The organism is Stenotrophomonas sp. TEPEL, assembly GCF_004348785.1.
Classification (GTDB): Bacteria; Pseudomonadota; Gammaproteobacteria; order Xanthomonadales; family Xanthomonadaceae; genus Stenotrophomonas; species Stenotrophomonas indicatrix.
Window position 1 is genome coordinate 1,180,918 of record NZ_QQXJ01000001.1, and the last position, 25,641, is coordinate 1,206,558.

Annotated in this window: 22 protein-coding genes; 13 read left to right on the forward strand and 9 right to left on the reverse strand. The window is 67.5% G+C overall.

Annotated elements, in window-relative coordinates; translation table 11 throughout:
• The first annotated feature begins 20 nt into the window (after window positions 1-20).
• A complete protein-coding gene (locus tag TEP_RS05240) occupies window positions 21-3,890 on the forward strand; it encodes a YhdP family protein (protein ID WP_132824520.1) in 3,870 nt (1,289 codons plus the stop codon).
• Window positions 3,891-3,953: 63 nt separating this feature from the next.
• Window positions 3,954-5,399, forward strand: a complete 1,446-nt coding sequence (tldD, locus tag TEP_RS05245) for a metalloprotease TldD (protein WP_025879285.1) — start codon at window positions 3,954-3,956, stop codon at window positions 5,397-5,399.
• A gap of 41 nt (window positions 5,400-5,440) precedes the next feature.
• On the opposite strand, the gene yjgA is transcribed toward tldD, so the two are convergent.
• The gene (gene yjgA / locus TEP_RS05250) at window positions 5,441-6,031 is read right to left on the reverse strand and encodes a ribosome biogenesis factor YjgA (RefSeq protein WP_132824521.1); all 591 of its coding nucleotides are present in this window, start codon (window positions 6,029-6,031) and stop codon (window positions 5,441-5,443) included.
• A 68-nt stretch (window positions 6,032-6,099) separates the two neighbouring features.
• On the opposite strand from yjgA, the gene pmbA reads away from it, so the two are divergent.
• Together pmbA and TEP_RS05260 are read left to right on the forward strand one after the other, a co-directional pair.
• Complete coding sequence (gene pmbA / locus TEP_RS05255) at window positions 6,100-7,467, forward strand: metalloprotease PmbA (protein WP_132824522.1); 1,368 nt, start codon at window positions 6,100-6,102, stop codon at window positions 7,465-7,467.
• 88 nt (window positions 7,468-7,555) lie between these two features.
• On the forward strand, window positions 7,556-7,918 hold the full coding sequence (locus TEP_RS05260) for a DUF4870 domain-containing protein (protein ID WP_132824523.1): 363 nt from the start codon (window positions 7,556-7,558) through the stop codon (window positions 7,916-7,918).
• Window positions 7,919-8,041: 123 nt separating this feature from the next.
• On the opposite strand, the gene TEP_RS05265 is transcribed toward TEP_RS05260, so the two are convergent.
• The 5 genes from TEP_RS05265 to TEP_RS05285 all read right to left on the reverse strand — a co-directional run bounded on the left by TEP_RS05265 (window position 8,042) and on the right by TEP_RS05285 (window position 13,201).
• A complete protein-coding gene (locus tag TEP_RS05265; protein ID WP_132824524.1) occupies window positions 8,042-8,920 on the reverse strand; it encodes a farnesyl diphosphate synthase in 879 nt (292 codons plus the stop codon).
• Complete coding sequence (locus TEP_RS05270; protein ID WP_065174877.1) at window positions 8,910-9,170, reverse strand: exodeoxyribonuclease VII small subunit; 261 nt, start codon at window positions 9,168-9,170, stop codon at window positions 8,910-8,912. Before TEP_RS05270 ends, TEP_RS05265 begins: the two co-directional genes overlap by 11 nt.
• 36 nt (window positions 9,171-9,206) lie before the next feature.
• The gene (tilS, locus tag TEP_RS05275; protein WP_132824525.1) at window positions 9,207-10,493 is read right to left on the reverse strand and encodes a tRNA lysidine(34) synthetase TilS; all 1,287 of its coding nucleotides are present in this window, start codon (window positions 10,491-10,493) and stop codon (window positions 9,207-9,209) included.
• A gap of 459 nt (window positions 10,494-10,952) precedes the next feature.
• Window positions 10,953-11,498: a WG repeat-containing protein gene (locus tag TEP_RS05280; RefSeq protein ID WP_132824526.1), complete on the reverse strand. Its 546-nt coding sequence runs from the start codon at window positions 11,496-11,498 to the stop codon at window positions 10,953-10,955.
• Window positions 11,495-13,201, reverse strand: coding sequence for an alkaline phosphatase (locus TEP_RS05285; RefSeq protein ID WP_132824527.1), 1,707 nt, complete (start codon window positions 13,199-13,201; stop codon window positions 11,495-11,497). The genes TEP_RS05280 and TEP_RS05285 overlap by 4 nt, the downstream gene beginning before the upstream one ends.
• A gap of 154 nt (window positions 13,202-13,355) precedes the next feature.
• Here TEP_RS05285 and TEP_RS05290 point away from each other — a divergent pair, with 154 nt between their 5' ends.
• From TEP_RS05290 to TEP_RS05320, 7 genes are all read left to right on the forward strand, one after another.
• Window positions 13,356-14,690, forward strand: coding sequence for a dicarboxylate/amino acid:cation symporter (locus TEP_RS05290; protein WP_132824528.1), 1,335 nt, complete (start codon window positions 13,356-13,358; stop codon window positions 14,688-14,690).
• A 230-nt stretch (window positions 14,691-14,920) separates the two neighbouring features.
• Entirely contained in the window at window positions 14,921-15,460 is a 540-nt protein-coding gene (locus TEP_RS05295; RefSeq protein WP_132824529.1) for a hypothetical protein, read from the forward strand.
• Window positions 15,457-16,071 carry a hypothetical protein gene (locus tag TEP_RS05300; protein ID WP_132824530.1) on the forward strand — a complete coding sequence of 205 codons (615 nt, stop codon included), beginning with the start codon at window positions 15,457-15,459 and terminating at the stop codon, window positions 16,069-16,071. The genes TEP_RS05295 and TEP_RS05300 overlap by 4 nt, the downstream gene beginning before the upstream one ends.
• 44 nt (window positions 16,072-16,115) lie before the next feature.
• Window positions 16,116-17,498 (forward strand): adhesin, encoded by a 1,383-nt coding sequence (locus tag TEP_RS05305; RefSeq protein WP_132824531.1) that lies wholly within the window; start codon window positions 16,116-16,118, stop codon window positions 17,496-17,498.
• Window positions 17,499-17,638: 140 nt separating this feature from the next.
• Window positions 17,639-18,343: a C39 family peptidase gene (locus TEP_RS05310; RefSeq protein WP_132824532.1), complete on the forward strand. Its 705-nt coding sequence runs from the start codon at window positions 17,639-17,641 to the stop codon at window positions 18,341-18,343.
• A gap of 13 nt (window positions 18,344-18,356) precedes the next feature.
• A complete protein-coding gene (locus TEP_RS05315) occupies window positions 18,357-19,109 on the forward strand; it encodes a hypothetical protein (protein ID WP_132824533.1) in 753 nt (250 codons plus the stop codon).
• A 44-nt stretch (window positions 19,110-19,153) separates the two neighbouring features.
• Window positions 19,154-20,443, forward strand: a complete 1,290-nt coding sequence (locus tag TEP_RS05320) for a transporter (protein WP_132824534.1) — start codon at window positions 19,154-19,156, stop codon at window positions 20,441-20,443.
• A gap of 85 nt (window positions 20,444-20,528) precedes the next feature.
• Here the strand turns inward: TEP_RS05320 and TEP_RS05325 are convergent, their stop codons facing one another.
• The 3 genes from TEP_RS05325 to TEP_RS05335 form a co-directional block, all read right to left on the reverse strand.
• Window positions 20,529-21,881: a sigma-54 dependent transcriptional regulator gene (locus TEP_RS05325; RefSeq protein ID WP_132824535.1), complete on the reverse strand. Its 1,353-nt coding sequence runs from the start codon at window positions 21,879-21,881 to the stop codon at window positions 20,529-20,531.
• Window positions 21,882-22,113: 232 nt separating this feature from the next.
• Window positions 22,114-22,890: a C40 family peptidase gene (locus tag TEP_RS05330; protein WP_132824536.1), complete on the reverse strand. Its 777-nt coding sequence runs from the start codon at window positions 22,888-22,890 to the stop codon at window positions 22,114-22,116.
• Between the two features lie 132 nt (window positions 22,891-23,022).
• On the reverse strand, window positions 23,023-23,580 hold the full coding sequence (locus tag TEP_RS05335; RefSeq protein WP_132826456.1) for a C40 family peptidase: 558 nt from the start codon (window positions 23,578-23,580) through the stop codon (window positions 23,023-23,025).
• Between the two features lie 111 nt (window positions 23,581-23,691).
• Between TEP_RS05335 and TEP_RS05340 the strand changes: the two genes are divergently transcribed.
• Both TEP_RS05340 and TEP_RS05345 read left to right on the forward strand, forming a co-directional pair.
• Window positions 23,692-24,174: a peptidylprolyl isomerase gene (locus TEP_RS05340; protein ID WP_132824537.1), complete on the forward strand. Its 483-nt coding sequence runs from the start codon at window positions 23,692-23,694 to the stop codon at window positions 24,172-24,174.
• Between the two features lie 99 nt (window positions 24,175-24,273).
• Window positions 24,274-25,518 (forward strand): DUF418 domain-containing protein, encoded by a 1,245-nt coding sequence (locus TEP_RS05345; RefSeq protein ID WP_132824538.1) that lies wholly within the window; start codon window positions 24,274-24,276, stop codon window positions 25,516-25,518.
• Window positions 25,519-25,641: the final 123 nt, after the last annotated feature.

Consider the following 25,641-nt stretch of genomic DNA (forward strand, 5'->3'; position numbering starts at 1 on the left):
CTGTCTGCTTTCGGTGGCCGATGAGCGCGCCGCCGCGCCTGCGACTGCGAAGGATCCGCCGTCACTTCATCGCCGCATGCGCGGTCGGCCTGGTCGGGCTTGCGCTGCTGGTCGGCACCCTCAGCCAGCTGTTGCCGCTGGCTGAGCGCCATCCGGACCGGATCGCGGCCTGGCTGAGCACGCGCGCCGGGCAACCGGTGCGCTTCGAACGCCTGGACACCGCCTGGACCCGACGTGGTCCACTGCTGCAGTTGAAGGGCCTGCGCATCGGCGCGGGCCAGGGCCTGGCCATCGGCGATGCCGAGGTGCTGGTGTCGATGTACAGCGGCCTGTTGCCGGGCCGCTCGCTGACCGAACTGCGCCTGCGCGGCCTGGCGCTGGACCTGCAGCAGGCCGCCGATGGCCGCTGGTCGGTGCGCGGCCTGCCGCAGTCCCGCGCTGGCGGCGATCCGCTGGATGCGTTGCGCCGGCTGGGCGAACTGCAGGTGATTGGTGGTCGCCTGGGCGTGCATGCGCCGGCACTGGGTGTCGATGCCACCCTGCCACGTATCGACCTGCGCCTGCGTGTGGATGGCGACCGCCTGCGGGTGGGCGTGCGTGCCTGGGCACAGACCGACGCCTTGCCGCTGACGGCGGTGCTGGACCTGGATCGCCAGCGCGGCAACGGCCAGGCCTGGGTAGGCGCCGATCCGATCGATTTCCGTGCCTGGGCGCCGTTGCTGGCGGCCGGCGGCATGCGCCTGCGCCAGGGCAAGGGCGAGCTCAACCTGTGGCTGACACTGCGTGATTTCGCCCCGGTGGCGCTGACCACCGATTCGGACCTGCGTGATCTGCGTGTCGAAGGCGCGCCGATGCCTGGCGTGGCGCGCCCGGAAATTCAATTGCAACGGCTGCAGGCGCGCCTGCGTTGGCAGCGGACGGCAGAAGGCTGGGCGCTGCAGGTGCCGCGCCTGCGCCTGCAGGCCGATGGCAGCCAGCAGCAGCTGGATGGGCTGCAACTGCGGGTGGGCAAGCAGATGCAGGTGCAGGCCGCAGCAGCGCAGGCGGGTACCGCGTTGCGTGCGCTGGCGCTCAGCGACCGCCTGGACGCGGGCCTGCGGCATTGGCTGTACCTGGCCAAGCCGCAGCTGGAGGTGGCGCAGCTGCAGTTGCGCGGGCAGCAGGATGGCCCGTTGTGGATGCAGGGCGAACTGCAGTCGCTGGGCTTTGCCAGTGTTGGCAACTCGCCGGGCCTGCGCGGCCTGGGTGGCCGCTTCGAGGGCGATGCCAACGGCTTCAGCCTGCAGCTGCAGCCCCAGCGCCAGCTGCAGTTCGATTGGCCAACCGGTTTCGGCGTGCGTCACGACCTGCGCCTGGCCGGGCAGATCGTCGGTTGGCGCGACGAGGCCGGTGGCTGGCGCATCGGCACCCCGGCGATGCGTGTGGAAGGCACCGACTACGCTGCCGACGTGCGCGGTGGTCTCTGGTTCCAGGGCGATGGCACCCGGCCGTGGATGCAGCTGGCGGCCAAGCTGGACGATGTACCGATGACCGCGGCCAAGCGTTTCTGGATCCACTCCAGGATGAGCAAGGGCGCCACCGACTGGCTGGACATGGCCTTGGCCGGCGGCCAGGTGCGCAACGGCATCGGCCTGGTCAGTGGTGACCTGGACGACTGGCCGTTCGACAACAACGATGGCCGCTTCGAGGCCACCGGCCACATCAGCAACGGTGACATCCGCTTCCAGCACGATTGGCCGTTGATGGGCCAGGTCGATGCCGATGTCGCCTTCATCGGCCCTGGCTTCCACATGCAGGGGAGCGGCGATCTGGCCGGCGTGGCAGTACAGACGTTCGAAGCCGGCATCCAGGATTTCGGCCAGCAGCCACTGTACGTGCGCGCCGACAGCCAAGGCGACGCCGGCAAGCTGCTGGCGATGCTGCGGCAGAGCCCGCTGCACAAGGAATACGGCGACACCCTGGACAACCTCGCGGCAAGCGGGCCGGCCAACGTGCATTTCGACCTGCTGCAGCCCCTGCATCATGACCAGGGCGGTGGCCACCTGCAGGGCACGGTGGACCTGGCCGGGCTGAAGCTGGTCGACAAGCGCTTCCAGCTGGAATTCGACAACATGCGCGGGCAGGCCCGCTACAGCAACGCGGGCTTCGCCGCCGAGGAGCTGGCAGTGCGCCACCTCGGCCAGGACGGCCGGCTGAGCCTGCGCGCCGGTGGTTTCGTGCGTGACCCCAAGCTGGCCTTCGAATCGGAACTGGCCGCCACGCTCGATGCGGGCGTGCTGATCGACCGCGCGCCGGAAATGGCCTGGCTGAAGCCTTACATCAACGGCACCTCGCCGTGGACCATCGCGGTGAACCTGCCGAAGGTCGCGCCGGGTACACCAGCGCCGCCCAGCGAGCTGCGCCTGCGCTCGGATCTGCTGGGCACCCGCCTGGACCTGCCGGCACCGCTGCAGAAGCCGGCCAACGAACCGCTGCCGACCACCGTGGCCGCACAGCTGCCGATGGGCGCCGGCCGCATCGACGTGGCGTTCGGCCAGCGCCTGGCGCTGGCCGCGCGCAGCCACAACAACCAGACCGGCGTGCAGGTCACCCTGGGCAGCGACCACGTTGACCGCGAACCACCGCCCAGCGGGCTGACCATCAATGGCCGCAGCCCGACCCTGGATGCGCTGGAATGGATCGGCCTGGCCCGTGGTGCCGGTGGCGATGGCGACCCGATGCCGCTGCGCGCAGTGGACGTGCAGGTCGGCCAGCTGATGCTGATCGGCGGCGTGTTCGAGCAGACCCGCCTGCAGCTGCGCCCTGGCCCGCAGGCGCTGGATGTGCGCCTGGATGGCCCCTCGCTGGCCGGCAAGTTGAATGTACCCAACGCCGATGGCGGCACCATCAGCGGCCAGCTCGAGCGCGTGTACTGGCAATCGCTGCCGACCCTTCCCGGAGCCACGGCGGCACCGGCGCGGGTGCAGGCCGGTGCCGACGACATGGACCCGGCCAAGCTGCCGCCGTTCGCACTGGACATCGCCGACCTGAAGTTCGGCAAGGTCGTGCTGGGCCAGGCCGTGCTGCGAACGCGGCCGATCGCCAATGGCCTGAGCGTGGAACAACTGCAGTTCCGCGCCCCCAGCCAGGAGATCGACATCCGTGGCCGTTGGCTGGGCAAGGGCGGCGGTTCGCGAACCGCGCTTGATGCGCAGGTGCGCAGTGAAGACCTGGGCGGGTTGCTGCAGAACCTCGACTACGGCGGCCAGCTGCGCGGCGGCTCCGGCCACGCCCAGCTGCAGGCCTCGTGGCCCGGCGGTCCCTCGGACTTCCAGCTGGGCAACCTGCAGGGCCAGCTTGATGTGAATGCCCGCAATGGCCAGCTGCTGGAGCTGGAGCCGGGTGCCGGCCGCGTGCTGGGCCTGCTCAGCGTCGCCCAGCTGCCGCGGCGGCTGATGTTCGACTTCCGCGACTTCTTCTCCAAGGGCTTCGCGTTCAACCAGGTCGAGGGCAGCGTGCAGTTCGGCGAGGGCATGGCCCGTACCGACAAGGTGTTGATCGAAGGGCCGGCAGCGAACATCACCATCCGTGGCCAGGCCGACCTGCGCAAGCAGCAGTTCGACCAGACCATCGACGTCAACCCGCGCGCCGGCAACCTGCTGACCGTGGTCGGCGCGGTGGCCGGCGGCCCGGTGGGCGCAGCGCTGGGTGCAGCCACCAATGCGGTATTGTCCAAGCCATTGGGCGAGATCGGTGCCCGCACCTACAAGGTGACCGGCCCCTGGAAGGAGCCCAAGGTGGAGGTGATCGAGCGCAGCCGCGAACGCGCGCCAGTACCCGCACCGCCGCCGCGCCTGCCGCCGTTGCCGGCCGTGCCGCCGACCGTCACCGAACCACCGCCACCGCGCTGAGCGCGGCCCCCGTTTCCCCAGGGCGGCCTTGCCTGACCGCCTTCACACCCCCAGATCGAGACCATGACTGACAACGCCCTGACGCTTGCCCAAGATCGCCTGTTGCGCCCCGGTGGCCTGGATACCGCTGGCCTGGAGCGCACCTTCGGCCAACTGCTCGGCCCCGGTGTCGACTTCGGCGACCTGTATTTCCAGCATGCCCGGCGCGAAAGCTGGAGCGTGGAAGACGGCATCGTCAAGGACGGCGCCCATTCCATCGAGCAGGGCGTGGGCGTGCGTGCGATTGCCGGTGAGAAGACCGGCTTTGCCTATTCCGATGACATCCATGCCGGTGCACTGCTGACCGCAGCGCAGTCGGCACGTGCGATCTCGCGCGAAGGCGGTGCACAGACCGGACGCTCGCTGCTGCGCGGCGATGCGCGCGTGCTGTATCCAGCGCTGGACCCGATCGACGGCATCGGCAACGAAGCCAAGGTCGAGGTGCTCAAGCGCCTGGACGGCTACCTGCGCGCGGCCGACCCGCGCGTGAAGCAGGTGATGGTCAGCCTGTCCGGTGGCGTCGATACCGTGCTGGTTGCCCGCACCGATGGTGTGCTGGGCGCCGACGTGCGCCCGCTGGTGCGGTTGAACGTGCAGGTGATCGTCGAGCAGAACGGCCGCCGTGAGTCGGGTTATGCCGGCGGCGGCGGTCGCTATGGCTATGAAGCGCTGTTTGCCGATGGCCGCCCGGAAGCCTTTGCGCGCGAGGCGCTGCGGCAGGCCCTGGTGAACCTGGAAGCGGTGCCGGCGCCGGCTGGTGTGATGCCGGTGGTGCTGGGCCCGGGCTGGCCGGGCGTGCTGCTGCACGAGGCGGTCGGCCATGGCCTGGAAGGTGACTTCAACCGCAAGGGCACCAGCGTCTACGCCGGCAGGATCGGCGAGCGCGTGGCCGCCCCGGGCGTGACCATCGTCGACGACGGCACCCTGGATGGACGCCGTGGTTCACTCAACATCGATGACGAAGGCCACCCGACCCAGTGCACCACGCTGATCGAGGACGGCATCCTGGTCGGTTACATGCAGGACAGCCTCAACGCGCGGCTGATGGGCGTGGCGCCGACCGGCAACGGCCGTCGCGAGTCGTTCGCGCACATGACCATGCCGCGCATGACCAACACCTACATGCGCGCCGGTCAGCATGACCCGCAGGAAATGATCCGTTCGGTGAAGAAGGGCCTGTACGCGGTCAATTTCGGCGGCGGCCAGGTCGACATCACCAGCGGCAAGTACGTGTTCTCGGCCACCGAGGCGTACCTGATCGAGGACGGCCGGATCACCGCTCCGGTGAAGGGCGCGACCCTGATCGGAAATGGCCCGGAGACCATGCAGAAGGTGCGCATGGTCGGCAACGACCTCGCCCTGGACGAGGGCGTGGGCATCTGTGGCAAGGACGGGCAGAGCGTGCCGGTCGGTGTTGGTCAGCCGTCGCTGCTGATCGAGGGCATCACCGTCGGCGGTACCCAGGCCTGAGCACGGCGATGGCCACAGCCACCGCCATGCCCGACGGGGACTCAGTCCTCGTCGGCGTCGCCGACCGGTTCGTCTGCCTCGACGTCCTCAGCGGACGCCTTCAGGCCCAGCGCGGCCGGCAGCATCAGCGTGCGCAGCACCTGGAAGATCTCGCGGTAGGCGCGTGGCGGCTTGTTCTTGGCCTTTTCGGCCTGGGCGTTGCGTACCAGCGTGCGCAGCTGCTGGCGGTCGGCCTGCGGATGGTCATCCAGCAGCGCAGCCAGGGCCTTGTCGCCTTCATTCATGAGGCGTTCGCGCCAGTCTTCGACACGGTGCATCATCGCCACTTCGCGGCGCCCGGTTTCGCTGTTGGCATCCAGCGCATCGCGGATCGCGTCCAGCGTGGCATCGTCCTCGCGGCGCATGTGCTTGGCCAGGAACGCCAGCTGCCGCTTGTGCGCGATATGGGCGGTGATGCGCTTGCACTCGGCGATGTGCGGCAGCAGGTCCTCCGGGATCGGCAGGCGCGCCAGCTGGGCCGGGGTCAGCGACACCAGCTTCTCGCCCAGGGCCAGGACGTCGAGCGCATCGCGCCGGTTCTGGCTGCGGCTCTTGTCGTGGAATTCACCGGTTTCTTCGTCGCGTCCGCGCATCGTCCATACCTGATTTCAAAAAAAGTCGCCCGGCGTGATGCCGGGCCCAACCCGCACAGGATAAAGCATTGAACGTGATCGCCCCTGAAGTCGCCGTCGGCGACGACAGCCCGGCCCGGCTGGAACGGCTGGCCGACATCTCCCAGCAGCTGCTGCAGCGTGCCCGCGCTCTGGGCGCCAGCCAGGCCGAGGTCAGCTGCAGCGAAGACCGTGGGCTGGAGGTCAATGTCCGTCTCGGCGAGGTCGAGACCGTGCAGTCCACCCGTGACCGCGGCATTGCCGTGACCGTCTACTTCGGCCAGCGCAAGGGCAGTGCCAGTACCGCCGACCTGCACGAGGCCAGCTTGCTGGCCACCGTCGAGCAGGCCTGCGCGATCGCCCGCCATACCGAGGATGATCCGGCCGCCGGCCTGGCCGAGGCCGACCTGATGGCCCGCGACTTCCCCGAACTGGATGGCTGGCACCCCTGGGAGCTGCAGGCCGACGACGCGGTGGACCTGGCGCTGGCCTGCGAGGCCGCGGGCCGCCAAGCCGATGCGCAGATCCGCAATTCCGATGGCGCCTCGGTGTCGAGCATGCAGAGCGTGTCGGTCTATGCCAATTCGCATGGGTTCATCGGCCGCGAGCGCGGTACCCATCATTCGATCGGCTGTGCGCTGATCGCCGGCACCGGCGATGGCATGCAGCGCGACGGCTGGTACACCGGCGCCTTGGCCCGCGAGGATCTGGAAGATCCGGCGAGCGTCGGTCGCCGCGCCGCAGAGCGCACGATCGCCCGCCTGCAGCCGCGTTCGCTGCCGACCGGCAGCATGCCGGTGCTGTACGCGCCGGAAGTGGCGCGCAGCCTGGTGGGCCACCTGCTGTCGGCGGTCTCCGGCGGCGCACTGTACCGCCAGGCGAGCTTCCTGCTGGACAGCGTCGACCAGCAGCTGTTCCCCGACTGGATGCAGATCGAGGAGCTGCCGCACCTGCGCCGTGGCCTGCGCTCGGCCGCCTTCGACGGCGACGGCGTGGCCACGCGTGCCTCGGCCCTGGTGCGTGACGGCGTGCTGCAGCGTTACGTGCTGGGCAGCTATTCGGCGCGCAAGCTGGGCCTGCAGACCACTGCCAATGCCGGCGGCGTGCACAACCTGCAGCTGGCGGCCAATGCCGGTTCGCTGCAGGACATCGCCGCGCAGATGGGCAACGGCCTGCTGGTGACCGAACTGATGGGGCAGGGGGTGAACGGGGTGACCGGCGACTACTCGCGCGGCGCTGGCGGCTTCCGCGTGGAGAACGGCCAGATCCAGTATCCGGTGGACGGCATCACCATCGCCGGCAACCTGCGGGACATGTTCATGGCCATCGAGGCGGTCGGCAGCGACGTCGATCCGCGCTCCCATATCCGCACCGGCTCGATCCTGGTGGGACGGATGACGATCGCCGGCAATGATTGATGGCATTGATGGCGTAAGCTAGGCCCGCCTGACGCGACCGGCTTGCCGCTGGTCGGTCAAGACCACCCCAAAAAAAAGGAGTTTTGTCGTGAGTGAATTCGAGACTGTCCCGGCGGCCAGCAGCGTACCCGCTGACCAGCGCACCATGGCCCTGGCGGCGCACCTGCTGGGCATCTTCACCTGGTTCATCGGTGCACTGATCATCTGGCTGATCAACAAGGATGACGCCAGCAAGGCCTTCGTCACCGACCAGGCCAAGGAAGCGCTGAACTTCCAGATCACCGTTTCCATCGCGATGTTCGTCTGCATCATCCTGAGCTTCGTGATCATCGGCATGTTCCTGGCGCCGATCGTCGGCCTGCTCAGCCTGGTCTTCAGCATCATCGCTGCGGTGAAGGCCAACAACGGCGAAGCCTACCGTTATCCGTTCGCGCTGCGCCTGATCAAGTAAGCGGCAACGATCAACGACGCAACAAGAAACGCCCGGCAATGCCGGGCGTTTCCGTGTATGGCGGACAGGGTGGCGCCGGGCCATGCCTGGCGAGCGCGCGGCGTGGCAGATCCATGCCTGCAGTCAGTGATCGCGTTCCACGGCCAGCGTGGCCAGCGCGCGCAGCGCATCGGCTTCTTCGTGATAGCCCGCCAGCGCCTGCTGCATGCGCGCGGACAGTTCGCGCAGCTGCGCCTTGGCACCGTCCATGCCGAGCAGGGCAGGGAAGGTGCTCTTGTCCTGGGCCTGGTCCTTGCCGGCGGTCTTGCCGAGCTGTTCGGAACTGGCTTCGACATCGAGGATGTCATCGCGGACCTGGAAGGCCAGGCCGAGCGCATCGGCGAAACCGTCGAGCTGGGCCAGCACGGGTTCGGGCGCATCACCGCACAACGCGCCCATGCGCACCGCAGCGCGGATCAGCGCACCGGTCTTCAGCGCATGCATGCGGGTGAGGGCTGCCAGCGACTGCTGCTGGCCCGTGGCATCGATGTCCAGCGCCTGGCCGCCGCACATGCCGGCCGCGCCGGAGGCATGGGCCAGGGTCTGCAGGCACGCCACGCGCAATGCCGCCGGCAGCGGTGCATCGGCGAGCAGGCCGAACGCACGGGTCTGCAGGGCGTCGCCGGCGAGGATCGCGGTGGCTTCGTCGAAGGCGATGTGGGTGGTGGGCTTGCCACGGCGCAGGGCATCGTCGTCCATCGCCGGCAGGTCGTCGTGCACCAGCGAGTAGGCGTGGATCAGTTCCACCGCCATCGCCGCGGCATCAAGCCTGTCCAGGGGCGCGCCGAACACCTGGCCGGCGGCATAGACCAGCAAGGGGCGCATGCGCTTGCCGCCACCGAGCACGGAATGGCGCATCGCCTGGTGCAGGCGTTGCGGGGCGTCGGCCGGAGACGGCAGCGCAGCGTCGAGCTGGCTTTCGATACGGTCGCGCCAGCGCGCGAACAACGCCTCAGCCGTCATGGCTGGGCGGATCGAAGGGTTCGGCGGTGTCGGGCTGGGCCGGATCGCTGAGCAGGCGCACGCGCAGTTCGGCCTGCTCCAGCGCCTGCTGGCACTGGCGGTACAGACCAACGCCACGTTCGTAAGCACTGAGCGAGGCTTCCAGGCTCAACTCACCGGTTTCCATCTGCTCCACCAGCTGTTCCAGCGATTCGAGCGACTGCTCGAACTGGGCGACCGGGGAGGCGTTTTCGGGGGACTTCTTGGCCATGCGACAAGTGTGGACGGCGCGCGCGCGAGGGTCAATTCACCAGCCGCCCGGATGCCACTGCAACTGCGCATTGCGTGCCTGCAGCCAGGCCTGCAGCGGTGCGGCAATGACTACATCGGCGGCCGCCAGCAGCTGCCCCTGATCGAACAGCAGGGGCAGCTGTGCACGTCGCCAGGGCGCCAGGTGCTCGCGCTGCAGGCAATCCTTCAACGCGGATGAATGCGTACGGCCGGGGAGCACGATGCGCTCGCCGCCCTGGCGGGCACGCAGGTCCAGCGGATGTTCGAAGCCGTCCGTGCCGAGCAGGCGCAGCTGGCCACCGTCGGGCAGCCGCAGCGGCGCGCGGCCGTCCCATGCCGCCTGCCAGTCCTTCGGCAGTGACGGCAACGCTGCCGGCAGCAGGTAGGCGTGCTGGCGCCACTGGCGGATGGCGTGCTGCTGCCAACGCACCTGCGACTGCCGATCGGCGCCTGCGGCCATCAATTCGTTCTGTACTTGCCGCAGCACATGCGCCGGCAACGGGGCTGCGCCATGGCGGCGCACCCACGCACGCAGCACGCGCGCAGCACGCTCCGGTGCAACCTGGCGCAGCAGCTCCAGCGACAGCACCCGGGGTGCCACTTCCAGGTGAGCGAGCAGTTCGGCGTCTTCTTCATCGAGCAATGCACGGGTCTGCGCGCAATGCGCGGCGCTGCCGGCCAATGCGGCGGTGGCATGCGGCCAGCGCTGGCGCAGCAGTGGCAGTACCCGCAGGCGCAGGAAATTGCGGTCGGCGTGGTCTTCGCCGTTGCTGGGGTCTTCGATCCACTGCAGGCCGTGTGTCGTCGCGTAAGCCTGCAGTGCGCTGCGCGGCACATCGAGCAATGGCCGCCACAGCCGATGGCCCTCAAGGCGGCTGTCAGCGGTCATCGCCGCCAGCCCATCGATGCCCGAACCGCGCAACGCGCGCAGCAGGAAGGTCTCGGCCTGGTCGTCCCGGTGCTGGGCCAGCGCCAGGGTTTCCCCGGCCTGCAGCTCGGCGCTGAATGCAGCGCGACGTGCCAGCCGGGCGGCCCCTTCGATGCCATGGCCGTCATCACGGCTGACCTGCACGTGGTGCACGGCCAGTTCGATGCCCAGCACCGCGCATTGCTGCTGGCAGTGCTGCACCCAGTCATCGGCAACCGGTTGCAGGCCATGGTGTACGTGCATGGCACGCAGCGGCGTGCCGGCCGCCTGTGCCGATCGCCACAGCCAGTGCAGCAGCACGGTGGAATCCAGGCCGCCGCTGTAGCCGACCAGCAGCGGTGCATCAAGCGGAACGAGGGCGGGGAAGGCAGTCACGGCGGCAAGTATAGGGTGGGTGGATGAGTCGGCAGGGCTGCGCCCTGCACCCGCCGATGCAAGCGCAACAGCCAAGGCAACAGCGGGCATTCCGTGGGATGGCGGTGCACTGTGGGTTTGCGGGGACGCCGTGAATCCGTCCATGGAGGCTTGGTCGCCGCATCCATGCGGCTCACACCCCGCAAACCCACAGTGCACCGCCTCCGACAGTTGGCCGGTGGCCAGTAGATNCACGCNATGCGTGGATGAAATCTGTCAGATATCGAATGAAATTCTGGGCCATTCCCGTGTCGACCAAGGTCGACACCCACCAAGGGAAGGCCACCCCGTTCCGACAGAGCGCAGGAAACTGTCGAAGGCCGGGCCCACCCCGCCATCCCACGGAATGCCTGCTGTTGCTTTGGCCGTTGCCGTTGCCTGGCGTCGGCAGGTGCAGGGCGCAGCCCTGCCGAAAAACCCTTACTTCACTCGACGACCGGAACGATCGATGCGGAACCACTCACCGCCTTCCATCGGCGTATGCCCGTCGCCATCGGGCGTGCCCCGGCGGCAGCCGTTGCAGACCTCGGCCACGCCGTCCTGGAACGGCCAGGCAAAATCGAACGTGGCCGCAATCACCTGCTCGAAGGCAGCGTTGAAATAACCCACGCGATCGCCGACGCGGCCGCGGAACAGGCCTTCCTGCAGCGGGTCTGCGCCGTTGTCCCAAGCGATCACCGCCTGGCTGCGGCCGCGACGGTCGACGTAGTGGAAGCCATCGGCGGTCTGTACCAGCGCCAGGCCATCGCCGTCGTAGGGAAGATCCTGCAGGGTCTCCGCGCTGATCTGCGGCTTGTCATCGACGACCTCGCAGCCGGGCAGCATCCACAATCCGTGTTCTTCGGTCATGACCTTGCAGGCCGGGCCCTGCGCCGACGCCCATGGGCTGGCCAGCACGCCCAGCAGGGCCAGCCAGCGCGCAGGGCGGAGGCTGCCCAGCGCAGAGCGTGCCGGCCGCGCCATCACTTGGCCTCGGCCCTGCGTTCGAAGGTGGCCGGTGCCGGCAGTTCCACCGGTACGCCCTTGTCGTCGCAGGTGCCGGCCTGGCACAGGCGATCGCGCAGGGCCGGGGTGGCCTGCACGATCATGTGGTAGATCGCGTTCTGCTCCAGGGTGCCGCGGATCGCCTTGCTGCCGGGGCCGCGTGCCCAGATGCCGACGTCCTCGCCACCATGCGATTCGGACTTCATCGGTACCAGCGCTTCCTGCATGTAATCCGGATGCTCGGTATCGACGTCGTGCAGGTTCGGGCGGCCGTTGGCCGGCTCGAAGCTGCTGGGGTTGTGCGGGTAGCGCTTCGGGCCGGCCGGTTGCTGGTTGCTGGTGCCGGTATGGCCGGGGCCGTTGGCGTAGCTCAGGGTGGTGTACGGCTGGCCGTTGCCATCCAGCGCGTAGTCGAGCTTGCCGGCACCATCTTCGCCACCCTTGTCCTTCACCTTGCCCAGGATCGGATTGCCGCGGGCCGGGTAGCCGACGAAGTTCAGGGTGTGCGAATGATCGGCAGTGACGATGATCAGGGTGTCATCGGCCGAGGTGAGCTCGTTGGCCACGCGCACGGCATCGGACAGGGCCACGGTTTCGGTCAGCGCACGGTAGGCGTTGCCGCTGTGGTTGGCGTGGTCGATGCGCGCGCCTTCGATCATCAGCACGTAGCCTTCCTGATGGCGCGACAGGTTCTTGATCGCCGCAGCGGTCAGCTCGGCCAGGCTCGGCTCACCGGCCGGATCCTGCGGGCGTTCGTATTCGTAGCGCATGTGGTCGGGCTCGAACAGGCCGAGGATCGCCGGAGCGTTGGCGGCGGCCTGCAGCTGCTTGCTGTTCCACACGTAGGCGCCCTGCGGGTGCGCCTGCTGCCATTCCTGCACCAGGCTGCGACCGTCCAGGCGCTGGCCGACCTTGTCGTCGTACTCGGGGTCGCGCTCTTCCACGGTGGTGAACTCACCGCGACCACCGCCCAGGGCGACCAGCGGGCCGCGGCCGTAGCGCGAGGTCGACAGCAGCTGCTGGGCGATGTCCTTGCAGCCGGCGGCCTTGGCCGCCTCGGTCAGGTCGGTGTCGTTTTCCCAGTTGCGCTCGGGCGAGTGCGCATAGGTTGCGGCCGGCGTGGCGTGGGTCAGGCGCGCGGTGGAGACCACGCCAGTGGCCAGGCCGGCGCTGTCGGCCAGCTGCAGCCAGGTCAGCAGGCCCTTGGACAGGCTGTCGGCGCAGTCGGTGCGGATGCCGGCACTGACGCCGATCGCACCCATGTGGGTCTTCACGCCGGTGGTGATGGCGGTCATGGTGCCGGCCGAATCCGGGGTCTGCGAATCGGTGTTGTAGGTCTTGCTGAACGCGGTGGCGGGGAACCGCTCCCACGACAGCAGGTTTTCTTCACCGGAGCCGCCCTTCTGCTGGCCTTCGTAGATGCGCGAGGCGGCCACCGTGGTCAGGCTCATGCCGTCGCCCAGGAACAGGATGACGTTCTTGGCCTTGCCGGACATCGCGCCGTTCGCCGCTGCCTGCGCAGCGCCGCTGCGGTACCACCACTGCGGGGTTTCACCGGCAGGGTGGGCAACGGGGGCAACGCTGACCTTCAGGCCGGCTGGAGCGGACGCGGGGGCAGTGCTGGCGCAGGCGCCGAGCAGCAGGGTCGTGGCGCAGGCGGCCAACAGGGAGACGGAACGACGCATGGACGCTGGGATCTCACAAAGTGTAACGGGACGTTCATTATGCCCGGCCCTGCAAGGCACGCCGATGACACACTGATTTGCCATGCGGGCGGTCGTTCTGCGGCCCGCCTTGGGCTATCGTGCCAGCATCCCTTCCTACCCCCTTGGATTGCCTATGAAGCTGGTCTCTGCCTGGCTGCGGATTCCATTCTGGCAGCGCGTGGTCGGTGGCTTCGTGCTCGGTGCGCTGGCCGGCTGGGCGCTTGGCCCGGCTGCTGAAACCTGGTTCGGCCCGCTCGGCGAGCTGTACGTCACGCTGATCAAGATGATCGCGGTGCCGCTGGTGTTCTTCGCGGTGATCAACGCGATCTCTTCACTGCACGGCCAGAAATCGGTCGCCGCGCTCAGCGGGCGCACGTTCCTGTGGTTTGTGATCACTGCTGCGTTGGCGGTATGCGTGGGCCTGGGCGTGGGTACGTTGCTGCAGCCCGGCGCCGGTGGCCTGCAGCTGTCGATGGCCAGCAACTATGTGCCGCGCGAAGTGCCCAGCGTGGTGCAGGTGCTGCTGGATGTGGTGCCGTCCAACGTGTTCTACGCGCTGTCGGGTATCGGCACCAAGGTCAACGCCGCTGGTGAGACCGTGCTGGCGGCGGGCCGTGGTTCGATCCTGCCGGTGATCTTCTTCGCTGGCCTGGTCGGCTTTGCCATCGTCAAGCTCGGCGAGAAGGTGACCGAAGCGCGCAAGCTGGTCGGGCAGATGAGCGACATCATGATCCAGGTGACCCGCTTCGTGCTGGAAGTCACCCCGATCGGCACCTTCGGCCTGATTGCCGGCCTGGTCGGCAGCTACGGCTTCGAGAAGCTGCTGCCGTTGGGCCACTTCGTGCTGGCGCTGTACGTGGCCTGCGCGCTGCACATCGTGGTGGTGTACAGCGCGCTGCTGCTGGCGCATGGCCTGAACCCGCTGAAGTTCTTCCGTGGCGCGGCGCCGGGCATGCAGGTGGCCTTCGTCAGTTCCTCCAGCTTCGCGGCGATGCCGGTCGCGCTGCGCTCGATCACCCACAACCTGGGCGTGAACAAGGACTACGGTTCGTTCGCGGTGCCGCTGGGCGCGAGCATCAAGATGGACGGCTGCGGTGCGATCTATCCGGCGCTGTGCGCGGTGTTCATTGCCCAGTACAGCGGTGTGCCGCTGACGCCGGAGCAGTACGTGGTGGTGCTGATCGCTTCGGTGCTGGGCAGCTTCGGCACCGCCGGCGTGCCTGGTACGGCGGTGATCATGGCAACGGTGGTGCTGAGTGCGGCCAACCTGCCGCTGGAAACCATCGGTTACCTGTATGCGATCGACCGCATCCTGGACATGATGCGCACGATGACCAACGTGACCGGACAGATGCTGGTGCCGGTGCTGGTGGCCAAGGAAACCGGCCTGCTCGACCAGGCGGTGTACGACAACCCGTCCACCAATGTCGGCATCGATGACCCCGACCCGAGCCCGCCGCGCGCCTGAAGGGGCACTGCAACGTGCTGTATCAGCCGCTGTAACACGGCTGATACAGCCCCGATGGCGCCTTGCGCAGTGGTGTTTCCTGCGCGTTAAGACGAACGGAATCCGAACGAAGTTGTAACACTGTGGCGTCATGCCGCCGTGGTGTTACCCGTCAAACCCCCGCTGCGACGGACTTCCGGTGTTGGCACGAAAGCTGCTCTCTCCCTGCGCATATGCAACGGGAGAGCGGCATGGAAGGCAGCACCACCCTTTTCACTGTTTCCGGCCGGCAGCTTGCGCTGTTGCTGGTGCTGGCCGTTCCGCTGGCGGCTGCGGCCTCGGGTGCCCGTCAAGGGGTGAAGGCGCAGCCGGGTGAGATCGTCCTGCTGCGCGACGTGTCTACACGCCCGGCCTACCGCATGGCGCCGCCCGGCGTGGCGTTGATCGCCGATCCGAAACCGCAGCATGAGATCGCCGCCGCACTCGGCAGCAGCGGCGCTGCCAGCGGCATGGATGAACTCAGCGATGACGACTACGCCGGCCTCGGCGCTGGCCAGACCGGTAGCGTGCATGCGCACGGCGTCACCACTGTCGAGCGGGTGACGCAGCAGGCCCTGGGCGGAACCCTTGGACGCTCGGGCGAGGGGATGATGAGCGGCAGCAGCCTCAGCGGTGCGATGAGCGGCCCGCTGGGGGCGGTCGGCAATACCACGCGCGGCATCGGCGATACCGTGCGTGGCGCACTGTCGCAGTTCCCGCTGGGCGCTCCGGCGCAGGCGGGTGGCAAATGAAGCGCGCAGTGCTGCTGGCGGCCTGGCTGGCATTGCCCGCCACAGCGCTGGCCGACGACTACAGCGGCATGCTGGCCTACCTCGACGTGACCCGCATCGACGGTCGCGCGCTGGCCGGTGCCAGTGGTGCCATCGCCATCAACCAGGCGGCGGGCGATCTCAACATCCAGGCCAATCTGCATGGCATGGCCAGCGGCGACCGCGCCGACGTCGCCATCGCTGCGCGCCAGCAGCACAGCAACGACGTCGTGCTTTCGGCACCACTGGAAGCCAGCGCGCACATCGCCGGACAGGCATTGGCAGGCGCCAGCGGCATTGCATCGATCAACCAGGCCAGCGGCATCGCCAACACGACGCTCAACGTCGTCAGCGCGACGCTGGCCCGGCAAGGAATACGCGAGTCCGATGACACGGCGTTGGCCGCCTCGGACATCGCGTCAGCAGGGGGGCAGGGCGACACCGGTGACGGTGTTGCGGCGGGTATCCGCAGTGTCGGCGTTGCGTCGACGGCACTGCGGGGCTTCGACGGTGTCCTGCAACTCAATCAGATCGCGGGAGCGCGAAACGATACGGCCAATGTTCTGGGCCTGGTCGTGCAGGGCAACCCGTGAGTACCACCCACCCGAACCAATCACCTGATGAGAGAGAGGGCACCATGAAAGCGACTGTCAAAAAGACCGTACTCGCCATGGCAATTGCCACTGCCTCGACCGCTGCTGCGGCCAATGGCTGGGACAACCAGAATGCCAATGCGAACATCAGCCACAACCATGTCGTGACCGAAACCCGCAACGACACCCACAACCATACCGACAACGAAGTCCGCAACTGGACCCGCACCAACACCACGGTACGCAACAACACCGACACCTCGAACGTGAGCCGTACCCGCACGGTGAACGTCAACGAGCAGGTGCAGAAGAACAGCAACATCCAGGCCGACGAGCGCAAGGAAAAGAACAACCACGGCGTCGACGTGAACCTGGAGAAGGATCTGCGGCTGAGCTCGGACATCAACTTCTCCGGCGATCCGACCATCACCGGTGACATCGACCTGGATTCGGCAGCCATCGCCGTGATCGACAACCGCCAGTCGATCAGCAACAACCTCACCGGCAACAGCCTGGTCAGCAACAGTGCATCGATCGCCGATGATGTCGGTGCGGGTGCCTCCGGCAATCTCGGCTTCAACGTGGTGGCCGGCGACAACAACGCGCAGGACAATGCTGCGTCGCTGTCCGCTGCGGACGCTTCCTTCAGCTTCGGCATGGCCGACGCCGAGGTGTTCGTCAACCAGGCCGGCTTCGGCAACACCACCATGAACTCCGGCGTCACCAACGCCGCCGGCCTCGGTGGCAATGCCTTCGGCGGCGCCTCGGGCAACATCGGCGTGAACATCGCCTCGGGCAACAACAACGAGCAGAAGAACGCGCTCGCAGCCTCGGTGGCAACCAGTGCGATGGCACAGTCGAGCATCAGCTCCAACCAGGTGTCCACCGGCAACACCGTGTCCAACGCCGGCTTCGTGCAGTCCTACACCGATACGGTTCAGGTCGGCCTGAGCGGTCGCGTCGCAGGCGGTACCCTGGCCGTGGGTGCCGGTACCTATCGCGGCACCGGCAATGCCTACCAGATGGCCAACTACTACCTCGATTCGTGGAGTGGCGATCTGCCGCATCCGGGTGGCAATGCGACCGGGCACATCGATCTGGACAACGAGATCCAGAATGCAACGATGAACCCGAACCGGCCGGGAGTGGGTGGCCTGGGCTTCGATACGCGTGAAAGCGGCACCAGCCAGTTCGTCGAGCTGGGCGTGGCCGACCTGTATGCCAGCCTCAGCGGCACGGTCAGCACCACCCGCTGGGTGAACGTCGATGCGACCAACACCTCGGCACTGTCCGGCAGCGCGTTCTCCGGCGCGTCCGGCAACATCGGCGTGAACGTGGCATCGGGTACCGGCAACCTGCAGGCCAACAGCCTGGCATTGGCCGTGGCGCAGCCAAGCACCGGTGGTGGGACCGGCGGCGGCGAGTGATCCACGGCGTGACCGCTTTCGCAGCGAACCTGCGTTGAGCGCAACAAGCCCGGCCATCCGCCAATGGCCGGGTTCCCCCGGGGGCCCCTGTCCCTCCTCCCCCTTGGGGCAGGGGCTCCTTCCTTCTCGTGGAGAACGGCATGGCTGGTCATCACTGGTGGTTGCGTCTGCTGCCCTGCCTGCTGCTGCTGACCAGCGCATGTGGCTGGGCAGGCGAGGTGGTGTTCAGCGGGGTGCTGCCCAATGGCGCGCTGCTGCAGCAGAAGGTGGAAAGCATGCAGGAGCGGCGTTATCGCAACCTGGTGCGGCAGCACACCGACTACAGCTGCGGGGCGGCCGCTCTGGCCACCATCCTGCGTCATGCCTACCACCTGGACACCACCGAGGCGACGGTGATCGAGGGAATGATGGGGGTATCGGATCCACAGCTGGTCAAGGAACGCGGTTTTTCACTGCTGGACATCAAACGCTATGTCGAATCGCTGGGCATGCGTGGACGCGGTTATCGCATCGATGAATCGCGCCTGCGCACGTTGCGGGTTCCTGGACTGGTGCTGATGGATGTACGCGGCTTCCGGCATTTCGTCGTGCTCAAGCAGGTGCGCGACGGCGTGGTGGAAGTGGCCGATCCGATCCTGGGCAACCGCAGCCTGTCACTGGCCGAGTTCAGTGCCGCCTGGCCGTCACGCGCCGTTTTCGTCGTGATCGGCAGCGACTTCGATCGCAATACGGTGCTGCTGCAACCCAGCGAACGGCCCAGTGCCCGCGCGTTGTATGCGCGGCAGGGACCGATCACCGATGCCGAACTGGTCGACTTCGGCTTCAGCCACGCCGACCTGTTCTGAAGGAGGCACGATCATGCAATGCCAACGTGTAGTACTCGCCCTGCTGCTGATGCTGCCGGTGTTGCCGTTGATGGCGGCAGACGGTGCACCGGGGCGAGGCCTGAAGGAAATACCCGATCCCGAACTGAACCTGATGCGCGGCCGCTACACCGTCGGCGGCAACAACGTGGCCTGGTTCGGGGTGACGATGATTTCGCAGTGGCAGGGACCCAACGGTGCGGTGGTGCAGGGCGCGCTGACCCTGGGCATGGATTTCCGCAATGGCGGTACACCCAGGCTGAGCTTCCAGCCAAGCGTGCACGTTACCGCCGCCGACGCACCGTTGCCGGCAACGGCGGGGCGCAGCATCGACAGTACCGGCCTGGCCAATGCCAGCGGACTGGTGCAGAGCGTGCAGGTGGCCGGCGATGGCAACACCGCACGCAACGTGACCACCCTGACCGTGCGTGACGGCGCGGTGCCGACCGCACTGGGCGATGACGGCAGCCGCATGGCGCAGGCACAGCAGGGCGGGGCTACTGCCACCGCCATGCTCGAAGGCAACCAGGCGCGCCTGCTGCTGCAGGTTGATGGGCAGAGCCTGGTACAGCAGTGGATCCGCAATGGCAGCGTGGGGCAGGGCATTGCCCTGGCCGGCGATGGACAGACCGCCAGCAACCGGCTGCAGCTGGAGCTGGTACGCAATACCGCGGCCAACAACCTGCCCTTGAGCCAGAACGTGGCCCAGGCGATCGGGATGAACCGCGGCATGGGCCCAGGCCAGTAACACGGCCTGGTCGGGGGAACCGACGTACAACGCAGGTCACCGACATGCACACTTTCTACCGGCTTACTCCGCTGGCGCTGGCGGCGCTGGCGGCCACTGCCTTCGCCCAGCAGCCTGCGCCCAGTGATGGCGCCGACATGCAGGCATTGATCGCGCAACTGGAACAGCTCAAGGTCAATTACGCACAGGAGGTACGACGCCTGCGCGAACTGGACATGCAGGTGCAGGCGATGCAGGCGCGGCTGAGTGGTCGCGCAGGCCCCGGTGCGACGCCCGCTGCGCCGTTGGCGCCGGCTGCGGCATCCGCGGTACCGCCCAGCAGCGAAGGCTATGCCAGCACCGCGGCCGAGGCACAGCAGGCCAAGCAGGAGGCCCGGCGCAGCGTGGATGACGTCAAGCAGCAGCAGGCGGCATTGTTCTCGCGCCGGTTCACCATCGAGAACGGCCTCACCTATGCACGCTACGACCGCAAGCAGCTGACGCTCAACGGGTTCCTCGCCCTGGATGCGATCTTCCTTGGCAACATCGCGATCGAGAACGTCGAATCCGATTCGTTGACCTACAACCTGGCCGCGCGCTGGGGCGTCAGCCCCAACCTCACCTTGAACATGGACGTGCCGTACCTGGCACGGCGCACGGTCTACCAGAAAGGCGGTGCCGGCGGCGCTGCGGCGGCGATCGCGCAGGAAGAAACCAACGGCAGCGGCATCGGCGATGTCAGCCTGAGTGCCAATTACCGGCTGTTCTCCGAACGCGGCTGGCGCCCGGAGACGGTGCTGACCGGTGGCGTTACCGCACCAACGGGCCGCGCACCCTATGGCCTGGACTGGAAAGTAATCGAGCGCGATGACGATGACTACATCCGCTTCGCGGTGCCGCAGGAACAGCCGACCGGCAACGGCGTGTGGCAGGCCAACCTGGGCGTATCGATGGTGAAGACCGCCGATCCGGCGATCCTGTTCGCCAACGCCGGCTACATCCATTCGTTCCCGCGCGGCTTCAGCGATATCGACAGCAACCCGGACACGGTCAACCCCGGCGATGTGAAACTGGGCGGTTCGGTGTACTTCGGTGCCGGCGTGGCATTCGCGTTCAACGAGCGCACCAGCCTGAGCATTTCCTTCAGCGACAAGATCAGCACGCGCGCCTCGACCCGGTTCAAGGGCGGTGAATGGGTGAAGGTGATCGGCAGCGATGCCAATGCGGCCTCGCTCAATCTCGGCGTGACCTACGCGTTGAACCAGCACACCACGCTGGTGACGCTGCTGGGCATCGGCCTGACCCCGGATGCGCCGGACTTCACCCTGGCATTCAAGGTGCCGTACATGTTGTAAGCGCGGCTGCCCGGCATGGCGCGGCGCTGCACAGCCGCGCTTTGCCGGCGTCGGGCCATGCCCGGCAGTGCAGGTTCCTGCGTTGTCAGCGCTGCGCCGGCAGCTCCAGATGATGCTTGCGGCACAACCGGTATATCGTGACCCGCGAGATCTGCATGTGCCGCGCGCACGCCGACACGTTGTAGCCATGCTGGCGCAGGGCCTGCAGCAGTACATCGCGCTCCACCTGGCCACGCGCATCCTGCAGCAGCGCGCGCCGCGCAGGGGCGTCCGGCTCTGCCAGGTCCAGGTCAGCGGCGCTGATCAGCTCGCCTTCGGCTACGATCGCCGCCCGCTGCACGCGGTTCAACAACTCACGTACGTTGCCGGGCCAGTCGAACCCGCGCATGGCCTGGCGCGCGCCGGGATCAAACCCGCGTGCACGGCCGGGGTGGCGCTGCCGGAAACCGCGCAGGAAGTGCTCGGCCAACAGCAGGACATCGCTGCCGCGTTCGCGTAGCGCGGGCATCGGCAAGCGTAGGACATTGAGGCGGTAGTAAAGGTCCCGGCGGAAGTGGCCCTGGGCCACCGCCTGTTCCAGTTCGACGTGGGTGGCTGCCAGTACGCGCACGTCCACACGCAGCGGCTGGTTGCTGCCGACCCGTTCCAGCGTCCCCTCCTGCAGCACCCGCAGCAGGCTGGTCTGTGCGTCGGCGGGCAGGTCGCCGACTTCATCGAGGAACACGGTGCCGCCGTGGGCACTTTCAAACAGTCCGATGCGGCGTTGGGCGGCACCGGTGAAGGCCCCGCGCTCGTGGCCGAACAGTTCGGACTGCACCAGATTGGCAGGGATCGCGCCGCAGTTGATCGCCAGGAACGGTTTGCCGGCACGGCCGGACAAGGCATGCAGCGCCTGTGCGGCCAGCTCCTTGCCGGTGCCGGTCTCGCCGGTGACCAGCACCGGCAGGTCGACCGGAGCAAATTTATGCAGGGAGGCGCGCACCGACAGCAGGGCGGTGCTGTCGCCGATCAGCGCCGGCAGGTTGCCGGACTCGCGGACAATGTGCAGCAACGCGTCGTCGCCCTCGGACTGTCGCTGCATTGCCGACAGCAGATCGTGCAGTTCCAGCGGCAGCGCGAACTGGTCGCGGCAGGCGCGCAGCAGCGGTCCCCACGCGGGCGGAGCGCTTCCCAGTCCAGCGGGCAGCACGGCGAGCCAGGGCAGGTGGTGATGCCGCTCGATCCACGGCAGCAGCAACTGCACGGCGTCGGTATCAAGGCAACGAAGATCAACGATGGCAACCAGGTGATCGCGGCTGCGCAGGCCGATGGCCATGGCAGGGGCAGGGCTGACGCAGCGCAGTTGCCAACCGGCCGCCGCCAGCGCCCCCCGCTCGGCGGCCTGCGGTTGACCGAACCAGATTGCGCAACGCGATGGAATCTCCAGGCTTGCCGCCATTCCTTTCCCCCAGGCAACGCGGGCGGTCCAGCCGGGCACCCGCCGCGCCGCCCCGCGCCGGTATGCTGTGGCCGAACGCGGTCGGCCTGTCGCGGTCACTGCAACCTCGACATCAAGGACCAACGCAGCCAGCGGCGGCCAGCGGCCAGCGGCCCCGGTTACTGCCAGCCGCCCAATGAAAAAAGCCGCTGCAGGGCAGCGGCTTTTCAGGCAATGCGCAGATGACCCAGGCTCAGAGGTCGACCCGGCGGGCCTGCATGAACTTGTTGCCCCAGTAGCCGGTGAGCAGAGTGTCGACGCGGACGTCCTTGCCGGTGCTCGGGGCGTGCAGGAAGCGGCCATCGCCCACATAGATGCCGACGTGGTCGACCCGGCCCTTGCGGCCGAAGAACACCAGATCACCTGCAGCCAGCGCGGCGCGGTCGTTGATCAGTTCGGCATTGGCGTCATGCGCCATTTCGCGCGAGACGCGCGGCAGCTCGATGCCCAGCGCCGAACGGAACACGTAACCGACCAGGCCGCTGCAGTCGAAGCCGCTGTCCGGATTACTGCCGCCCCAACGATACGGCGTACCAAGCAGGGTCATGGCCCGGCGCAGCAGCGACTGCACCTTGCCGTTGTCGGCAGCGTTGCCGACCACGACGCTGCCATTGGCGGCGCTGCTGGTGTCGTAATTGGCGAGGAGGCGGCTGAGGTCACCGGCCACCATGGCCGAGCGGTCCATCAGGGGAATGGTGTCATTGGCGGCCAGGTGCGGCAGCAGGGCGGCCAGAGTGGCGCTGGCGGCGGCATCGGCGCGGCTGCGCTGCGGAGCGGTGGCGTCGGCCTTGGCGGCTGCGCGGGGAGCGGTCTCGGCGGTGGCAGCCGGGGTCGCGTCGGTACGGGTGGGAGCGGACTGCGACCAGGCCGGAAGGCTGGTCAGACACAATGCCAAGCCCAGCAGAAGTGGGCGGACACTACGTGAAGAAACGGCGGTCTGGCCTTGGCACGTCGGGTCGTTTGTCGTCACGCGTCGGTCACAAGGAAAAAAACGATGGGGCATCATGCCCTGTAAAAGCNGTAATAAGTTAAAAATTCCGTTAATAAATCGTTAGTTGCGCAGTGATGCCTGTCACATTTTTGAACATATCGCCTGTTCATTTTAGCGAAGGACACGTTTGGCCCCTGTGTAGTGGTCCTTCCAATAGGGGCCGCTGAGGGAATCCAGGCGGACCGTTCCGCCGCTGCTCGGGGCATGCACGAATCGACCTTCGCCCACGTAGATACCGACGTGGCTGACACTGCCGCGACTACCAAAAAAGACCAGGTCGCCGGTTGCCAGGCGCTTCGGGTCGATCTTCGGCCCCTGTACCGCCGCCAGGTCGCGTGAGGTCCGCGGCAGCTTCAGGTCCAGCATTTCCCGGTAGACGTAGGCGACCAGGCCACTGCAGTCGAAGCCGGATTCGGGCGTGTTGCCGCCGTAGCGATAGGGCGTGCCGACCAGGCTGATGGCACGCATCAGCACCGAATTGGCGGCTTCGGGGTTGTCCGGTGTGGTGCTGGGCCAGCTTGCCGCAGGCGGTGGCGGGGCGGAACGGACGGCCTTGCTGCCGCCGCAGGCGGTCAGCAGCAGGGGCAGGGCCAACAGCAGGGGCAGGGCCAGCAGCAGGGCGGGCGCGAGGCGCCGGCGCGTGCCGGACGAAACTGGCGTGATGTGCATGTTCTCCGGATAATGCCCGACCTTGGATTGGCCGTCATGATGGCGGCGTCCCCGCTGGGCGACAACCCGCCCCAACCCGCCTGCCTCCGGCAGATCCAGACAGAGTTGCGCATGAAGATCGAAAAAGACCGCGTTGTCCGCTTCCACTACACCGTCTCCGAGGCCGGCCAGGAGCCGATCGAATCGTCCAAGGACCGCGGCGAGCCGCTGGCGATCCTGATCGGCCACGGCAACATCATCCCGGGCCTGGAAAACGCCATGATGGACAAGGAAGCCGGCGCGGCCTTCGAGGTCGACGTCAAGGCGGCCGACGCCTACGGCGAGCGCCGTGACGGCCTGTCCCAGCGCGTGCCGAAGAAGCACTTCGGTACCGCCAAGCTGGTCCCGGGCCAGCAGGTCGTGCTGCAGACCAACTTCGGTCCGCGTGCCGTGACCGTGCAGAAGGTCGGCATGAGCGTGGTCGATGTCGACCTGAACCACCCGATGGCCGGCAAGGACCTGCATTTCAACGTGGAGATCGTTGAAGTGCGCGAAGCCGGCAAGGAAGAGATCGAACACGGCCATGTCCACGGTGACGGTGGTCACCAGCACTGATCGCATCGCGATCGTGATGGCAGCAACGGCCCGCTTCGACGGGCCGTTGCGTATCTGGAACAGGACGGGGCCATCCATGGCCCGCAGGCCGGCGGCATAATGACGGACCTGCACGCCGGATACCCCGTGAACACCGCTTCCCCTTCCCTGCAACCGGTGGCTTCCGGCGAACGCATCGCCGTGCTGGACATACTGCGTGGCTTCGCCCTGCTGGGCATCCTGCTGATGAACATCGAGGCCTTCAGTGGGCCGTTGGACCTGGCCTTTACGGGCATCGACGCGCAATGGCAGGGCATCGACTACTGGGCCGATGCGTTCGTCTATGTGTTCGTGCAGGGAAAATTCTTCACCCTGTTCTCGCTGCTGTTCGGGGCGGGCTTTGCGGTGATGGCCCAGCGCGCCGAGGCAGTGGGCCGCCAGTTCACTCCGTTCTACCTGCGCCGCAGCGCCGGGCTGCTGCTGATCGGCCTGTGCCATGCACTGCTGGTCTGGTCGGGCGACATCCTGGTGCTGTATGCGCTGGCCTCGCTGCCATTGCTGGCCTGCCGTGAGGCACCGCGCAGCTGGCTGCCCTGGATGGGGTTGCTGGTGTATGCGCTGGGTGTTGCGCTGATGCTGCTGGTCGGCGCGATGGTGTCGATGGCCACCCCGCAGGACCTGCAGAAGATGCTGGTCGACGCGCAGCAGGGCATCGACCAGCAACGCCTGGTGTACGGCCAGGGTGACTGGATGCAGGCCAACGTGCAGCGCCTGCATGAGTTCGGCGCGTCGCTGGGTGGCATGTTCATTTCCGGGCCCGAAGTGCTGGGCATGTTCCTGCTGGGTGCCTGGTTCGCCGGCAGCGGCGCATTGACCGCGCCGGAGCGTTTCCCGCGGTTGTATGCCGGCCTGCGCTGGATCGCATTGCCGCTGGGCCTGCTGGCCACCCTGGCAGGTGTGTTGTGGAAGCCGTATCTGGCGCCGGGTGTCTATGACCTGCCGACCACCACGGCAATGGCACTGGTGGCCGTGGGCGGTGTGCCGATGTGCCTGGGCTACCTGGCCTGGATCGTGCACTGGCGCGCGCGCATGGGCTGGCTGGCGCCGGTCGGTCGGATGGCGTTGACCCACTACCTTGCCCAATCGGTGGTCTGCACGCTGCTGTTCTATCACTACGGGCTGGGATGGTTCGACGTGCTGCCGCGTGCCTGGCAGCTGCAGTTGGCACTGCTGCTGTTTGCAGCGCAGGTGATCTTCAGCCACCTGTGGCTGCGCCGTTTCCGCTTTGGTCCGATGGAATGGCTGTGGCGTGCGATGACGTACCAGCAGTGGCCAGCACTGCGCCGTGGGGCCGGGCAGGGGTGATCGATGCCGGCCGCGCGCGTTTCGACCTGCGTGGCTGCATGCATCAGCAAGCGTGCCGCTGCATGCCCTCACGTCTGGCCTGCAGTGGGCCGTGGCATGCTCGCAGCAGCATGGGTGGCGGCG